Source organism: Halococcus dombrowskii (assembly GCF_022870485.1).
Taxonomy (GTDB): Archaea; Halobacteriota; Halobacteria; order Halobacteriales; family Halococcaceae; genus Halococcus; species Halococcus morrhuae.
The window spans coordinates 2,336,916-2,350,473 of the sequence record NZ_CP095005.1; the positions used below are offsets into that span (position 1 = coordinate 2,336,916).

The 13,558-nt window shown below is 66.3% G+C and carries 19 protein-coding genes and 1 tRNA gene; 4 read left to right on the plus strand and 16 right to left on the minus strand.

Translation table 11 applies throughout. The features are described 5' to 3' along the window. Positions 1-56: 56 nt before the first annotated feature. Both MUK72_RS12055 and MUK72_RS12060 read right to left on the minus strand, forming a co-directional pair. Positions 57-140: transfer RNA gene (locus tag MUK72_RS12055), tRNA-Leu, on the minus strand. A 39-nt stretch (positions 141-179) separates the two neighbouring features. Then, positions 180-695 carry an MOSC domain-containing protein gene (locus MUK72_RS12060; RefSeq protein WP_244701097.1) on the minus strand — a complete coding sequence of 172 codons (516 nt, stop codon included), beginning with the start codon at positions 693-695 and terminating at the stop codon, positions 180-182. A gap of 125 nt (positions 696-820) precedes the next feature. Here MUK72_RS12060 and MUK72_RS12065 point away from each other — a divergent pair, with 125 nt between their 5' ends. From MUK72_RS12065 to MUK72_RS12075, 3 genes are all read left to right on the plus strand, one after another. Beyond that, positions 821-1,450, plus strand: coding sequence for a DUF8102 family protein (locus MUK72_RS12065; RefSeq protein ID WP_244701100.1), 630 nt, complete (start codon positions 821-823; stop codon positions 1,448-1,450). Between the two features lie 68 nt (positions 1,451-1,518). Then, entirely contained in the window at positions 1,519-1,821 is a 303-nt protein-coding gene (locus tag MUK72_RS12070) for an antibiotic biosynthesis monooxygenase family protein (RefSeq protein ID WP_244701103.1), read from the plus strand. 165 nt (positions 1,822-1,986) lie between these two features. Further along, positions 1,987-2,832: an SDR family NAD(P)-dependent oxidoreductase gene (locus MUK72_RS12075; protein ID WP_244701106.1), complete on the plus strand. Its 846-nt coding sequence runs from the start codon at positions 1,987-1,989 to the stop codon at positions 2,830-2,832. On the opposite strand, the gene tbsP is transcribed toward MUK72_RS12075, so the two are convergent. After that, on the minus strand, positions 2,826-3,644 hold the full coding sequence (gene tbsP / locus MUK72_RS12080; protein ID WP_244701123.1) for a transcriptional regulator TbsP: 819 nt from the start codon (positions 3,642-3,644) through the stop codon (positions 2,826-2,828). The genes MUK72_RS12075 and tbsP overlap by 7 nt on opposite strands. A gap of 107 nt (positions 3,645-3,751) precedes the next feature. Continuing rightward, positions 3,752-4,156, minus strand: a complete 405-nt coding sequence (locus MUK72_RS12085) for a VOC family protein (RefSeq protein ID WP_244701139.1) — start codon at positions 4,154-4,156, stop codon at positions 3,752-3,754. Positions 4,157-4,338: 182 nt separating this feature from the next. On the opposite strand from MUK72_RS12085, the gene MUK72_RS12090 reads away from it, so the two are divergent. Beyond that, on the plus strand, positions 4,339-4,767 hold the full coding sequence (locus MUK72_RS12090; RefSeq protein WP_244705332.1) for a DUF5804 family protein: 429 nt from the start codon (positions 4,339-4,341) through the stop codon (positions 4,765-4,767). A gap of 3 nt (positions 4,768-4,770) precedes the next feature. Here the strand turns inward: MUK72_RS12090 and MUK72_RS12095 are convergent, their stop codons facing one another. The 12 genes from MUK72_RS12095 to MUK72_RS12150 all read right to left on the minus strand — a co-directional run bounded on the left by MUK72_RS12095 (position 4,771) and on the right by MUK72_RS12150 (position 13,548). Further along, entirely contained in the window at positions 4,771-5,406 is a 636-nt protein-coding gene (locus MUK72_RS12095) for an SDR family oxidoreductase (protein ID WP_244701142.1), read from the minus strand. A gap of 47 nt (positions 5,407-5,453) precedes the next feature. Beyond that, complete coding sequence (gene idsA3 / locus MUK72_RS12100) at positions 5,454-6,497, minus strand: geranylfarnesyl diphosphate synthase (RefSeq protein WP_244701145.1); 1,044 nt, start codon at positions 6,495-6,497, stop codon at positions 5,454-5,456. After that, complete coding sequence (locus MUK72_RS12105; RefSeq protein ID WP_004055407.1) at positions 6,494-7,840, minus strand: ribonuclease J; 1,347 nt, start codon at positions 7,838-7,840, stop codon at positions 6,494-6,496. Before MUK72_RS12105 ends, idsA3 begins: the two co-directional genes overlap by 4 nt. 168 nt (positions 7,841-8,008) lie before the next feature. Then, the gene (locus tag MUK72_RS12110; RefSeq protein ID WP_244701148.1) at positions 8,009-8,737 is read right to left on the minus strand and encodes an isopentenyl phosphate kinase; all 729 of its coding nucleotides are present in this window, start codon (positions 8,735-8,737) and stop codon (positions 8,009-8,011) included. 169 nt (positions 8,738-8,906) lie between these two features. Continuing rightward, positions 8,907-9,890 carry a mevalonate kinase gene (mvk, locus tag MUK72_RS12115; protein ID WP_244701166.1) on the minus strand — a complete coding sequence of 328 codons (984 nt, stop codon included), beginning with the start codon at positions 9,888-9,890 and terminating at the stop codon, positions 8,907-8,909. 128 nt (positions 9,891-10,018) lie between these two features. Further along, positions 10,019-10,780 carry a 30S ribosomal protein S2 gene (gene rpsB / locus MUK72_RS12120; RefSeq protein ID WP_244701169.1) on the minus strand — a complete coding sequence of 254 codons (762 nt, stop codon included), beginning with the start codon at positions 10,778-10,780 and terminating at the stop codon, positions 10,019-10,021. Continuing rightward, on the minus strand, positions 10,777-11,976 hold the full coding sequence (gene eno / locus MUK72_RS12125; RefSeq protein WP_004055411.1) for a phosphopyruvate hydratase: 1,200 nt from the start codon (positions 11,974-11,976) through the stop codon (positions 10,777-10,779). The genes rpsB and eno overlap by 4 nt, the downstream gene beginning before the upstream one ends. Next, a complete protein-coding gene (locus MUK72_RS12130; protein WP_049916348.1) occupies positions 11,973-12,152 on the minus strand; it encodes a DNA-directed RNA polymerase subunit K in 180 nt (59 codons plus the stop codon). The genes eno and MUK72_RS12130 overlap by 4 nt, the downstream gene beginning before the upstream one ends. Before the next feature lie 5 nt (positions 12,153-12,157). Beyond that, positions 12,158-12,349 carry a DNA-directed RNA polymerase subunit N gene (locus MUK72_RS12135; protein WP_004055413.1) on the minus strand — a complete coding sequence of 64 codons (192 nt, stop codon included), beginning with the start codon at positions 12,347-12,349 and terminating at the stop codon, positions 12,158-12,160. Between the two features lie 16 nt (positions 12,350-12,365). Beyond that, positions 12,366-12,761, minus strand: coding sequence for a 30S ribosomal protein S9 (locus MUK72_RS12140; protein ID WP_004055414.1), 396 nt, complete (start codon positions 12,759-12,761; stop codon positions 12,366-12,368). Between the two features lie 5 nt (positions 12,762-12,766). Beyond that, positions 12,767-13,201 carry a 50S ribosomal protein L13 gene (locus MUK72_RS12145; RefSeq protein ID WP_244701171.1) on the minus strand — a complete coding sequence of 145 codons (435 nt, stop codon included), beginning with the start codon at positions 13,199-13,201 and terminating at the stop codon, positions 12,767-12,769. Continuing rightward, entirely contained in the window at positions 13,198-13,548 is a 351-nt protein-coding gene (locus MUK72_RS12150; RefSeq protein WP_004055416.1) for a 50S ribosomal protein L18e, read from the minus strand. Before MUK72_RS12150 ends, MUK72_RS12145 begins: the two co-directional genes overlap by 4 nt. Positions 13,549-13,558 lie beyond the last annotated feature (10 nt).

A 13,558-nucleotide genomic window follows, 5' to 3' on the forward strand; every position in this document is an offset into this window, starting at 1 on the left:
TTCAGTTTTCAAGGTTCATTAGTAGCTCCGACAAGCCGAAAACGGAAGGCAGAGAGTGCGCGGGACCGGATTTGAACCGGCGGACCCCTACGGGACAGCGTCCTAAGCGCTGCGCCGTTTCCAAGCTTGGCTACCCGCGCGCAGTCTGCCTTCCGGCGAGTCGAAAAAGAACCTGTCGCTTACTGGCCCATCAGCCGGCTCTTGATCGCGTCGGCCACGTCCTCGCCGTCGGTCTCGCCGAGGGGTTCGAGCTCGTCGCCGACGTGGAGATCACCGCCCTCGACGACGCTGACGCAGATGCCGCCGCGGTGGTTTTTGAGCGCGCGGGCGACGCCGGATTCGTCGGCGACCTGCTCGACGTGGGCACACGGCGGGCGCGGGCGCGTCCCCTCGAAAACCGCCTCACCGATGCGGAACTGCTGATCGAGCAGCTCCTGGACCGAGACGCCGCGTGTGACGATGTTGCGCCGGTGGCGACCGTCCGAGAGATCGATGTCGTACTCCTCGTGGATCTCCTCGATGGCCTCGCTCTCGATGAGCGTCACCTCGCACTCGTCCATTCCCGAGTAGTAGCCCGTTCCCATCATGTAGCGATCGCCGCGCAGCCCCTGGCGTTCGACCGCCTCGATCTCCTCGACGGTCTCCATCGGCGCAGAACCCTCCGGCGTGGTGTAGATCGTCTCGACGGTGGCCATGCCTCCGGTTGGCGAGCGTGCTGGAAAATCCTTCGCTCCGAGTTCAGTGGGGCCGGGAGTGTCGAACGGGAACCGTCACAGAGTGGACCACGAACCCCTTTGTCGTCGGACGACCGAGAGATGGCATGGACCACGACGCCGACAGACCGCGTGGCGTCCTCTCGCCGGCCGATCGAGCGTTCCTCCGCGGCGAGACCGAAATGACACACGACCAGTCGCGCCGGAACGCCGAGGCACGCATCCGCAAGCGCATCGTCAACGCCATCGAGGACTTCACGCTGCTCGTTCACACGCTCAAACCGAAGGACAGAGAGGGGGTTTTCGACACCGTCGACGATCCGGCGTTCGTCGATGGCGTGCTCTCGATGCTCTCCTTTACCTATCTCGGATTGAAGGAAAGCGGGATGGATTTCGAGCGCGTGCTCGTCCCCGCCGTGCGCCGAGCCGAGGAGGTCCACGCCGCCGACACGCTGGGTAGCACCGCCGATGTCGCCGTCGATTTCGACGTCCGCGCTGAGTACGGAACCTCCGTGGCCGACACCGCCGACCGCATCCGCTCGGACACGCCAGTAACCCCCGAGGAGCTGTTCGCCGTCGCGATGGCCGACGATCCCGTCGTCTCCGAAGCGGAGACGATCCTCGTCCGGCTGCCCCACGGCACCGACGCCGACGACGGCGTCCTGAATCGACTCGCGAGCTATCTCGATGCCGAGGTCGCTCACCGACCGCCGAACCGCGTCGAGCTCACTCTATAATCCATTTTGGATTATTGTGTCGTCCATTGTTGCGGTAGATTTATGCCGATTGCGAGACAAGAGGGAGTATGTTCGTTGCAGCGAACCGATTCACGGTCGCGGACGGCTACGGGGACGAGCTCGTCGAGCGCTTCACCGAGAGCTCCGAGGACATCACCGAACAGCCGGGGTTCGTCAGATTCGACTTCTTGACGCCGCCCGGGGACGGCAACACCTACATCGCACAGACCTACTGGGAATCGGAGGACGACTTCGAGGCGTGGACCGAGAGCGAGCAGTTCGCGAACGCCCACGGCGGCGACGCGCCGACGGAGATGTTCGAGGGCCATCCGACACTCGAAACCTACGAGACGGCCATCACACACGAATAGCACACGTCACAACCATCGCTTCTAACGCGACGGCAGCGATGACTGGATCATCCGTTCCAGCGGAAAGCGTTCGCTCCACTCGCTGCCATCGTGCTCCCAGTTCCGCCAGTAGACGCATCCCCCAGAAACGTTATTGGTATCGCCGGAGCAGTTCACATCGCTACCATGACCGACCCCACGGAGCCACCGGAACTCAGACGCGACGACGTACTGACGCTCGACGACGCACGGTTCGTGGGCGACAACGTCGCGCTCGTCACCGGCGCTGGCTCGGGCATCGGCCGGGCGACGGCGCTCGCGCTCGCCCACAACGGGCTGACGGCCGTGGCGACCGACATCGACGAGGACGGACTCGACGAGACGGTCGCCAAACACGACGCACTCGATCTCGACGGGACGGTCGAGACGGTCGCCGGCGACCTGACCGATGACGACGACATCGATCACGTGATCGAGCGGGCAGCCGATTGCGGGCAGATCACCTTCCTCGCGAACATCGCGGGCCTGCAGACCGTGGCACCCATCGAGGAGTTCCCGATGGAGAAATACGACATGATGCAGGAGGCGATGCTCCGCGCGCCGCTCGCGCTGACGAAGGGCTGTCTCCCACACATGCACGAGGGCGACGGCGGCGCAGTCGGCAACATGTGCTCGATCCACGGCCACTACGTCACGCGCGACAAGGTCGCCTACAACATGATGAAGTTCGGGCTCCGGGGGCTCACACAGTCGATCGCCGCCGAGGGCGACGGCGACGTCCGGGCCTTCTCCTTCTCGACGGCCTACGTGAAGACCCCGCTCGTCACGGACCAGATCGCCGACACCGCCGAGGAACGCGGGATCAGCGAACAGGAGGTCGTCGAGGACGTGATGCTCGGCGAGGCCAGAGTGAAGGAGATGATGGATCCGATCGAGGTGGCGAACGTCTTCACGATGGGCTTCTCCGAGCACGCGAGCCATCTCGACGGCGGCGATCTGCTGTTCGACGGCGGCTACACGCTGACCTACTGACGGGCCGCAGCGAGCAGCTCCGCCGCCACGCTCACGACCTCGTCGGCGTCGATTCCTCGGAGGCGATCGTCACCGAGCAGGAGGCGCAGGCGCGGGCGACCGACGTCGATCGGCACTTTCTCCGTTTCGATGAGGCCGCCCTCTTCGAGACGCGTCTTCTTTCGCGAGAACGTCGCCCGGCTGGCGATGCCGACGCCTTCGCCCCAGGTGCTGATGTCGTACAGCAACGCCTCGTTGCGGGCGGCCGCGAGCAGGCTGATGTCCACCTCGTCGAGATGGCCATCCGCTTCGGCGAGTGCGATGCGCATGCGTTCGAAGTCGGCGGCCAGTTCTTCATCGAACTCCCGTTCGAGGCTCTCCTGGACGCGCGACAGCGGCGGCGTGCGGAGCCTGAACGGTTCGGCGTCCGCCCAGCGGTCGGTGTACGCCTCGCGCGCCGCATCGACGAACGCCGCGTCGTCGGTGGCGAGCCCGGCGGTCCGTTCATCGGTGGTGACGAGCGAGACGACGCGCTCGTCGGTGACCAACAGCGGCCCGTCGAGGCGCTCGGCGCTCATCCGCAGCGACAGACTCTCGTCGGCGACCAAATCGGCGATGACGCTCGCGTCGGTGAACTCACTCACCGACGCTTTGAGCACCGATTCGGTGGCCAGCAGGCGGACCGATGGTCCGTTCTCACGGTCGGCGAGCATCGCTACCAGTCCGTCGACGACCGTCGGCGAGGGGCCGACCGCGAGCACGTCCTCGGTGGCGACGTCGAGAACCGTCCGGCAGACATCGGCGACGTTCCTTTCGATCAGGGGTGGCTGCATTGTGAGACTCATCCGGATGGGACAATGAACCGAAGCGACGTAACGAATGACTCTAGCTGTTTAACCCCCACCTCACCGTGGCCGTCGATCAACCGTCCTGCATCCGATCAGTGGAGCTTGAGCTCGATCCGGCGGCCGTCGGGGTCACGGACGTACGCCGCCCAGTCGCGGCCGTAGACGCCGAGGCGCTCGCGCGGCTCGTCGTCTTCGACCTCGATGCCGGCCTCGCGGAGTTCGTCGAGCAGCTGCTCGATCGCGTCGCGCGTGTCGGTCTCGTTCGAGCGCAGGAGGATACAGATGTGCTCGCCATCGACGTCGAACGGTTCGTCGGTCGGGACGAGATGGAGATGTCGCCCACCCGCGGCGACGGCGACGAACGGCAGCTCGTCGCGTTCGAAACGCTCTCGATCGCGGATCGAGAGTCCGAGCAGATCGTGATAGAACCCGAGCGCCTCGTCGATATCGCGGACACGGACCGCGACGTGGTCGAGATCGACCGGTTCGAATGCCATGCAACCGATTGTGGCCACCGGGGCAAAAGCCCGCTGCATGGGGTGGTGAACCGACCACGATCCGGGCGGTCGGGGTCCCGTTTCGCAACGACGTCACCCGGACAGCCGTGTGCCGTCTCGGCGAGCGCTGATCGAAAACGGGCGACGAAACGGCTTTGAGCGCGCCCGTCGTCCTCCCGGCCGTGACGCAGGTCTGTCTCGTCGGCGGGGACTGTGATATCCGCTACGAACTGCTCTCGCGCGAGACCGCCCGCCGCGCGCTCTCGACGTACGATCTCACCGAGCCGTACACGAACACGCTCTCGCTCTCGACGGTGAGCCTCGGCGCAGCCGTCTCGCTGCTCAACGATCTGAACTGGTATCTCGTCCGCTTCGCGAGCGACGCGCTCGTCCGCGACCCATCGATCAGCGACACGGAATGGCTCTCGCGCCCGCTCGCCGAGGCGATCCGCGACGGACGGCTCCAGCCCGACGAGACCGACGATACATACAGGATCTATCCGATCGAGGACGGGGCGCTCGCCGCGCCATCGTTCGCCAGCGGACGCGACGCGTTCGACCACGAAAACGAACTCGTCGTCCGGGTCACCGAGGACGAATACGAGGGCTGAGACTCACTCGCCCGTGGGCGAGCGAAGCGCGCTCTCGATCGGTTCGTCGCCCGCCAGGATCTCGAAGGTCTTGCCGTGAGTGCTCGCCATGTCGATCGCCGTCACGAGCGTCCGCGCGACGTCGGCACGCGTGATCTCGCCGGGGTCGAGTTTCCTCGCCGCCCGGATCTCCCCGGTCGCGGGCTCGTCGGTCAGCGCGCCGGGTCGGACGATGGTGTACGTCAGTTCGCTCTCGTGGAGGTGATCGTCGGCCGCCTGCTTGGCGAGCAGGTAGTCGGTGAGCTCGTCGGGACCGGCCTCGGGATCGTCGGCGTTCATCGAACTGAGCATGACGAACCGCTCGACGCCCTCGGCCTCGGCCTCGGCGGTCTCGATCATTCCGATCGCACCGTCGCGGTCGACACCCTCGACGTCCTCGCCACCCGATCCTGCCGCGAAGACGATCGCGTCGTGGCCGGCGACCGCGTGCGCGACGTCCTCGGTCAGATCCGCGACGACCGTCTCAACGCCGAACGACTCCATCTCGTCGACCTGCGATTCGGCGCGCACCATCGCCGTCGTCTCGTGATCGCTGTCGCTCAGGAGTTCGGTGATGAGCTGGCCGACCTGTCCATGTGCGCCCGCAACGAGAACGTTCATGGGCACCGTACGGCCCGCCGATCCCTAAATCGTCCGCTTCCTCGGGGTCAGTAGCCGCGTTCGATGAGATACTCCGCCAGCCCGGCGAGCAGTTCGTGTGCCTCGTTGTCCGGCAGCACGTCGAGCCGGGATTTGCCGCGCTCGACGAGATCGCGACTCAGCGTTCGCGCGTACTCGATGCTGCCGGCCTCTTCGAGCGTGGCGACGGCAGCGTCGATCTCGTCTTCGGTGACGGCATCGAGGTCGTCGGTCGCGACGAGTGATTCGACGTCGACGCCCTGTTCGCGGGCGTGCAGCGTCACCGCGGTGCGCTTGCCCTCGACGAGATCGCTGCCGCGCTGTTTGCCCAGCTGTTCGCTCGGCACCGTCAGATCGAGCACGTCGTCACGGATCTGGAACGCACGGCCGACGTCGAGCCCGTACGCACCGAGCGCGTCGGCGGTCTCCTGATCCGCGCCGAGCAGGAGCGCCGGGATCCGCGCGGCCGCCGCGTAGAGCACCGCCGTCTTCTGCTCGACCATGTGGATGTACTCGTCGGTCGTGACCGCTCTGCGGCGCTCGAACTCGACGTCGAGCGACTGGCCCTCGCAGATACGCGTACAGGTCTGTGCGAGCTCCGAGAGCGCCTGTACCATGCGCTCGGGTCGGCCGCCGGTTTCGAGCATGAACTCGAAGGCTTTCGAGTAGAGCGTGTCGCCGGCAAGGATCGCCGTCTCGGTGTCGAACGCCCGATGGACGGCCGGAACGCCCCGCCGGAGGTCGTCGTCGTCCATGATGTCGTCGTGGATCAGCGTGAACGACTGGATCGTCTCGATGCTCGCCGCCGCCGCCATCAGATCGATCTCGTCGCTCCCGTCGAGCGTCGACACGGCCTCGTATCGCCCGTCGGCCACGTCATCGTCGACGAGCGCTTCGGCGACCAGCAGCGTCACGACGGGCCGGAGCCGCTTGCCGCCGGCGTCGAGCAGATGACGCGAGGCACGGTAGAGCCGCTCGGGCTCCTCGATCGGCAGTCGCTCGTCGAACGCCGCGTTGACGAGCTCCCGCCGGCTCTCGACGGCCGCTTTCACCGCTGGCGCCGGCGCGCTCATTCCACCAGCGAGATGACGTTGCCGTTGCGCGTCGCGTGGAGGTCACGACCCATCCGGTAGCCCTGACTCTCGGCGAGGTCGACGTAGCGCGCGAGATGCTCCATGTCGTTGTGCGCCGGGATGACGTGCTGGGGCTGGATGGCATCGAGCATCTGGTAGTGACCCTCCTGGGACATGTGGCCCGACACGTGGACGTCGTCGTAGATACGTGCGCCCTGCATTCTGAGGAGCTGTTCGGACTGGTAGCGCTGGCCCTCGTTGGTCGGCTCGGGGATGATCCGTGCCGAGAAGATCACCTTGTCGCCCTCGTCGATCTGGTAGGGTGTCTCGCCACGACCCATCCGAGTGAGCATCGCGCGCGGCTCGCCCTGATGACCAGTTACAATGGGCAGGAAGTTCTCCTTGCCCTCGTTCATGATTCGCTTGAACGTCCGATCGACGGACTGGCGATGGCCGAACATGCCGAGGTCGTCGGGGAAGTCGACGAAGTCGAGGCGTTCGGCAGTGCCGGAGTATTTCTCCATCGACCGGCCGAGCAGCACGGGCTGGCGACCGATGTCCTTGGCGAACTCGACGATGGAGCTGACGCGCGCGATCTGGCTGGAGAAGGTGGTGGCGACGATCCCACCGTCGTAGTCCTCCATGCTGTAGAGGACGTCCTTGACGTGATTGCGCGCGTGTTGCTCGCTCGGGGTGCGGCCCTTGCGGCCCGCGTTCGTGCAGTCCTCGATGTAACAGAGCACGCCCTCGCCCTCGCGACCGATCTCGCGGAAGCGATCCATGTCGATCGGGTCGCCGATGACAGGGGTGTGATCCATCCGCTTGTCCAGCCCGTAGATGATCGAGCCCTCCGGCGTGTGGAGCACGGGGTTGATCGCGTCGATGATCGAGTGGGTGACGTTGACGAACTCGAGTTCGAGCCCGTTGCCGATCGCCATCGAGTCGCCAGTGTCCATCTTGACGAGGTCGTTGTCGACGCTGAACTTCTCCTCCGATTCGACCTGCTGTTTGACCAGTTCGATCGTGAACGGCGTCGCCACAACGGGTGCGTCGTAGCGATGGGCCAGTTTCGAGATGGCCCCGATGTGGTCGAGGTGGCCGTGGGTGGGGACGATGGCCTGGACCTCGCCGTCGAGGTCAGACATGACCCTGTCGTCGGGGATCGCGCCCATGTCGATCAGGTCGAGACTGTGCATTCGCTCGGTCTCGACGTTGTCGTGGATGAGCACCTTCGAGAGGTTGAGCCCCATGTCGAAGACGACGATGTCCTCGCCCGCCCGCACGGCCGTCATCTGCCGGCCCACTTCCTCGTAGCCGCCGATTGTCGCGATATCGATTTCCATAGTTGTTGCTCCCGAGCCGCCCGCGGAGTACATGAAGGACTGGCTGGCCGGTCACGTGACCCGCCCGCCCGCCCCGAACCGCACCCGGGGCGGTCTCTCGGATAGATGGGGCTATGGGCAGGGGTGGTATAAACTCCGTGGGTCGCTACGCAGTATAGAAAACGCCGCTCAGCCGACGCGTGTCCCGGGTGAGTCGCCATCGAGAAATCCTTCCAATCCATCCAGCCCAAACACCGATGCCGGTGTATCCATGTCGAGCAGCGCCCGGATCTTTGCGGCCATTCCTCCGGTGACGTCGGTCGCGTCGCTCCCGCCGAGCGCCGCCTGGACCGTGGCGAACGACTCGATATGATCAATGACTTGGCCCTCTTCGTCGAACACGCCCGGAACGCCCGCACACAGTCCCACACGCTCGGCGTCCAACTGCTCGGCGAGTTCCACGACGAGTTCGTCACCGCTCACGACGGTGACGCCAGCCCCCGTGTGAGCGATGACGTCGGCCTGGATGGTAGGAACGAACCCCTCTGAAAGTATCGTCTCGACCGGTGTCGACAGCGAGAGCTCCCCGTCGCCGTCGCGCGCAGCGGCCGAAAGGGGATGGACCGGCAGCGCAGGAACGTCGCGCTCCTGGAGGGCGGCGAGCACCGCGTCGTTCAGTCGTCGCATCGCGTCGTGGACCGCGAACGCACCGGCGACGTCGTGGCTCCCCGCTTCGCTGCTGATGCCGTGCTCGCTGGCGTGGTGATGGCCGAAACTCCCGCCGCCGTGGACGAGCACCAACTCTCCGTCGTAGTCCGCGATCGCTGCGGCCGCGCGCGCGAGATGTTCCTCGTCGAGCGTCTCCGGGCGCTGCTTGTCGGTGATGACGCTCCCGCCGAGCTTGAGAATCACGGTCATTCCGCTTCGCTCCATTCCCTGCCGTTTGCTCGTGGTTCGAAAGGCGCTTCGCGCCTTTCGTCATCTCGGAAGACCTGCGGTCTTCCGATGACTCTTCGAAGTGCCTTCGGCACTTCGAGATCACGAAACGGGTTCGCCGTTTCGAACGACTTCGCTCGCAAAGACAGCGTCATCCGTCCTCCCGGCGCACGCCCTGGAAGTCGAGTTCGGCGCGGAACGACTCGACGCAGCCCGGCGTGTAGCCGAGCGCCGTCCGACTGGCCTCGCTCTCGTCGAGCGCGACGATACAGCCACCACCGCCCGCACCGGTCAGCTTCGCGCCGCGCGCGCCCGCCTCGCGGGCGGCCCACACCATCGCATCGAGCGAGCGCGACGAGACCCCGAGCGCGCTCAAGAGGCCGTGGTTGACGTCCATCAGCCGCCCGAGTTCGGCGATATCGCCTTCGTCGAGCGCGCGCTCGCCCCGGCGGACGAGATCGCCGATGGCTTCGACCGTATCGGCGGCGAAATCGTACTCCTCACGGAGTGCGCGCACGCCCGCGACCAGTTCGCCGGTGTCGCCCGCACCGCCGTCGTAGCCGATGACGAAGGGGAGATTCGGCGCGTCGAGCCGTCGGCAGTCGTCGCCCTCGACACGGACCGCCCCGCCCATCGCCGAGCAGAACGTGTCCGCGCGCGAGGCCTCGCCGCTCTGGACCTCGCGTTCGACTCGATAGGCGCGCTTGGCGAGCTCCTCCGTCGAGAGTTCGATCCCGAGTTCGCGCGTCGCGGCGTCGATGCCCGCGACCGCGACCGCTGCCGACGAACCGAGTCCCGCGCCGAGCGGGATGGCGCTCTCGATGGCCACGTCGAAGCCAACGTCGGGCGAATCGGCCGCGTCACGAGCCTGTGCGACCGCACCGTCGACGTAGCCCGTCGCAGCCTGGACCAGCGACTGGGGGACGTCCACGTCGGGCGCGCCGTCGCCGCCGTATTCCACGGTGAACCCATCGAGAGTGAGGTCGCCGGCATCGACCCGGAGCCGACCGTCCGAGCGGGCCGACACCTCGACCGTCGCGCGGCGCTCGATGGCACAGGGCACTGCGGGTTCGCCGTAGACCACCGCGTGCTCGCCGAAGAGATAGACCTTCCCGGGGGCGCTTGAAACCGCCATGCGCGTTCTCTGCAGGCGAGCCTAACAGTCGTTGCGAATGCATCGGCTACCGGCCGATCGGTTCTCGGAGCAATGAAAGAGTGCCGTAAGTCGCTATCGTCGAACGACGGTCCGCCCGTGATCGGTTCTCAGATGCCTTCCTCGAAGTCGTCAAGCGCGTAGCCCGGATCGCCACCGGTGCGATCGACGGTTTCGTTGGCGAGCAGCCAGTAGACGACCGAGAGCGCTCGTCGCCCCTTGTTGTTCGTCGGCACGACGAGATCGACGTTGCTCACGGAGTTGTTCGAGTCACACATCGCGATCACCGGGATACCCACGGTGACGGCCTCCGTGACGGCCTGCGAGTCGCCGATCGGGTCGGTCACGACGAGTACGTCGGGCTCGATGTAGCCATCGTAGTCGGGATTCGTCAAGGTGCCCGGGATGAACCGTCCCGTCCGGGCGCGCGCACCGATCGCGTCGGCGAACTTCTCGGCCGGGAACCGACCGTACTGACGCGAGGAGGCGACGAGCACGTTCTCGGCGTCGTAGTTCGACAGGAAATCGGCCGCCGTGCGGACCCGCTCGTCGGTGCGCCCCACGTCGAGGACGTAGAGCCCGTCCGTGCGCACGCGGTGGATGAACCGCTCCATGTCCTGGGTCTTCTGCTGGGTGCCGATGTGAACGCCAGCGCCCAGATAGTCCTCGACGGGGATGAGGAGGTCGGCCTCCTCGTCGGCCATCACGTCCTCGTCGAAGGTTGGACCCGTGTCGGTGTCCGATTGGTCGTCGCTCGATTCGTCTCTGACGTCTGTGTCGGGGTCCTCGGCGGGATTCGCGCCGGCCTCGCCGGTCGGCTCCTCCTCGATCTCCGTTTCGGCCGCTTCGAGACCCTCTTCGTTGTCGCTCATGCGGTTTCCTCGATTCTGATGAGTTCGTTCAGTTTCGCTGTTCGCTCGCCGGCGACCGCGCCCGTCTTGATGAACGGGGCGTCGGTCGCCACGGCGAGGTGTGCGATCGTCGTGTCCTCTGTCTCGCCCGACCGGTGAGAGATCACCGGCGTGAGACCGTTCTCGACGGCGAGTTCGACGGCATCGACGGCGTCCGACAGCGTCCCGATCTGGTTGGGTTTGACGAGAATGGCGCTCGCCGAGTCGACCTCGATGCCGCGTTCGAGGCGCTCGACGTTCGTCACGAACAGATCGTCGCCACAGATCAGCGTCTCGTCGACCCGATCGGTGAGCTCGGCGAAGCCCGCGAAGTCCTCCTCGTCGAGTGGGTCCTCGACGTACGCGAGATCGTACTCGTCGGCGAGCTCGGCGACGTACTCGATCTGCTCGTCGGGCGTGCGCTCGGTGTCGCTGTACTGATACACCCCGTCGTCGGCGTCGTACATCTCCGCCGCGGCCACGTCGAGCCCCATACTGATCGCGAAGCCGACCTCGTCGGCCACCCTGTCGGTCGCTGCGGCGACGACCTCGAACGCCTCCTCGTCGTCGATGCTCGGTGCCCATGCGCCTTCGTCACCCTTCGCAGCGGGCACGCCTCGATCGGCGAGGATCTCGCCGACTGCTTCGTGAACCGCCGCGTTGGCGAAGACCGCATCGGTGGCGCTCGGCGCGCCGATCGGCACGGCGAGGAACTCCTGGATATCTGTCGCGTCGGCCGCGTGCTCGCCGCCGCCGATGACGTTGCCGAGCGGCGTGGGCAGCTCGTCGCCGCGGAACGCGCCGCCGAGATGCTGATACAGCGGCGCGCCGAGCGTGTCGGCGGCCGCCTTCGCTGCGGCCATCGAGATCGAAACGGCGCTGTTCGCGCCGATCGTCGAGAAATCGTCGGTACCGTCGGCGGCGCGCAGCGCCGCGTCGATCGAGCGCTGATCGCCGGCGTAGACCTGCCCCTCGATGCGCGGGACGGCGTGCTCGCGGGCGGCCGCGATCGCCTCGCCGGCGGGCGGCGAAGTCGCCTCGTGAGCGCCCGTACTCGCCCCGCTCGGGGCAGCCGCCCGGCCGAATCCACCGGATTCGGTCGTGATCTCGGCCTCGACGGTCGCGTTGCCGCGCGAGTCGAGTATTTCGCGGAGGCGGATCTCGGTGACGAGCGTCATCGCTCACCCCGCTTGACGGTGAACGGCAACACGTCGGCGTCGTACTCCTCGGCCGCGATGAGGATCGGCTCGGTGCTCTCGGTCCCCACCAGCACGGGCGCGCCGTAGGCGATCTGGAGCGCTCGTGCGCCGATGATGCGTGCCTTCTCGTAGCGGTTGTAGCGTTGGCTTGCCATCGACATCACTGATAGGGAGCCACGATGTCCACGAGGTCGGTGTGCGAGACGAGCATCCGCCGACAGCAGTGGCGGTCCACCCCGAGATCGTCGAGGACGTCGCTCGGATCCTCACCCTCGTCGACGCGGGACTCGAACGCTTCCCAGTGCTCGCCGACGACGTTACCACACGTGAAACACCGGACCGGGACCATCATAACTATCGACCACCCATCAGCGGTAGGATTTCTGGTAGCGTGCCCGTGCGCCCGGACCGCCCCACTTCTTGGATTCGGACTGGCGGACGTCGTTGACCAGCAGCGACCGGTCGAACTCCATGTACGCGTCACGGAGTTCGGCATCGTTCGAGTGCTGCACCAGCGCGCGCGCGATCGCCGTCCGCACCGCGTCGGCCTGTCCGACCGTCCCGCCGCCGCGCACGTCGACCGAGATGTCGACGTCCTCGCGCTGCTCGTCGGCGATGCGGAACGGTTCGAGCATCTTCAACCGCGCGAGTTCGGGTTCGGCGAGTTCGACGGGCTGTGCGTTGACGCGCACGCGACCCTCGCCGTCCGAGACGGTCGCGCGGGCGATGGCAGTCTTCTTCTTGCCGGATGTGTTCGTTACCATGTTAGTTACCACGTGACGTTCGCGCCCAGGTTCTCGCTGACGTCGCCGAGCTGGACGAACTTGATGTTCGAGAGCCGATCCAACGACGTCCCATCCAGAATCTCGGCGTCGGCATCGAAGGGATCGCCGATGTAGACCCGGATCCCCTCGAACGCCTCGCGACCGCGCGGGCGCTTGTAGGGCAGCATGCCGCGGATCGAGCGCTTCATGATGCGATCCGGGCGTTTCGGGTAGTACGGCCCGCTGTCGGAGCCGAGCTCGGCGCGCGTCTCGAAGACGTCCATCACGTCGTCGTCGCTGCCGGTAATGATGGCTTCCTCGGCGTTGACGATCGCGATCGTCTCGCCGTCGAGGGAGCGCTCGGCGACCTGACTGGCGACGCGACCGAGGATGCAGTCGCGCGCGTCGATCACGATGTCGGGCTCGAATTCGGCGCTCATCGGATCACCCGTACGTCGGCTCCCTCGGGATGCCGTTCGAGCGCGTCCTCGAGCGTGAGCGGTTCACCGACCTGTTCGATCTTCGTCTCGGCCGTGCCCGAGAAATCGACCGCCGCCACGGTGACGGGCTTTTCGAGCACGCCGCTGCCCAGCACCTTGCCGGGGACGACGACCGTCTCGTCTTCGTTCGCGTAGCGTTCGATCCGCCCGAGGTTCACCTCGGCGTACGTCCGCCGGGGCTTTTCGAGGCGGTCGGCCACCGTCTGCCAGACGGGGCTATCCCGCTCGCTGGCGGCCGACTGTAACTCGGCGATGAGACTCGTGAGTCTCGGGTTCGTTTTGTTCATAAGTTGTCTG

What these genes read in the sequence shown, in the direction of transcription:
- MUK72_RS12060 (WP_244701097.1), bottom strand. Translation starts at nt 695, where the DNA reads ATGGCCACCGTCGAGACGATCTACACCACGCCGGAGGGTTCTGCGCCG.
- MUK72_RS12065 (WP_244701100.1), top strand. Translation starts at nt 821, where the DNA reads ATGGACCACGACGCCGACAGACCGCGTGGCGTCCTCTCGCCGGCCGAT.
- MUK72_RS12070 (WP_244701103.1), top strand. Translation starts at nt 1,519, where the DNA reads ATGTTCGTTGCAGCGAACCGATTCACGGTCGCGGACGGCTACGGGGAC.
- MUK72_RS12075 (WP_244701106.1), top strand. Translation starts at nt 1,987, where the DNA reads ATGACCGACCCCACGGAGCCACCGGAACTCAGACGCGACGACGTACTG.
- tbsP (WP_244701123.1), bottom strand. Translation starts at nt 3,644, where the DNA reads ATGCAGCCACCCCTGATCGAAAGGAACGTCGCCGATGTCTGCCGGACG.
- MUK72_RS12085 (WP_244701139.1), bottom strand. Translation starts at nt 4,156, where the DNA reads ATGGCATTCGAACCGGTCGATCTCGACCACGTCGCGGTCCGTGTCCGC.
- MUK72_RS12095 (WP_244701142.1), bottom strand. Translation starts at nt 5,406, where the DNA reads ATGAACGTTCTCGTTGCGGGCGCACATGGACAGGTCGGCCAGCTCATC.
- idsA3 (WP_244701145.1), bottom strand. Translation starts at nt 6,497, where the DNA reads ATGAGCGCGCCGGCGCCAGCGGTGAAAGCGGCCGTCGAGAGCCGGCGG.
- MUK72_RS12105 (WP_004055407.1), bottom strand. Translation starts at nt 7,840, where the DNA reads ATGGAAATCGATATCGCGACAATCGGCGGCTACGAGGAAGTGGGCCGG.
- MUK72_RS12110 (WP_244701148.1), bottom strand. Translation starts at nt 8,737, where the DNA reads ATGACCGTGATTCTCAAGCTCGGCGGGAGCGTCATCACCGACAAGCAG.
- mvk (WP_244701166.1), bottom strand. Translation starts at nt 9,890, where the DNA reads ATGGCGGTTTCAAGCGCCCCCGGGAAGGTCTATCTCTTCGGCGAGCAC.
- rpsB (WP_244701169.1), bottom strand. Translation starts at nt 10,780, where the DNA reads ATGAGCGACAACGAAGAGGGTCTCGAAGCGGCCGAAACGGAGATCGAG.
- eno (WP_004055411.1), bottom strand. Translation starts at nt 11,976, where the DNA reads ATGACGCTCGTCACCGAGATCCGCCTCCGCGAAATACTCGACTCGCGC.
- MUK72_RS12130 (WP_049916348.1), bottom strand. Translation starts at nt 12,152, where the DNA reads ATGGCAAGCCAACGCTACAACCGCTACGAGAAGGCACGCATCATCGGC.
- MUK72_RS12135 (WP_004055413.1), bottom strand. Translation starts at nt 12,349, where the DNA reads ATGATGGTCCCGGTCCGGTGTTTCACGTGTGGTAACGTCGTCGGCGAG.
- MUK72_RS12140 (WP_004055414.1), bottom strand. Translation starts at nt 12,761, where the DNA reads ATGGTAACGAACACATCCGGCAAGAAGAAGACTGCCATCGCCCGCGCG.
- MUK72_RS12145 (WP_244701171.1), bottom strand. Translation starts at nt 13,201, where the DNA reads ATGAGCGCCGAATTCGAGCCCGACATCGTGATCGACGCGCGCGACTGC.
- MUK72_RS12150 (WP_004055416.1), bottom strand. Translation starts at nt 13,548, where the DNA reads ATGAACAAAACGAACCCGAGACTCACGAGTCTCATCGCCGAGTTACAG.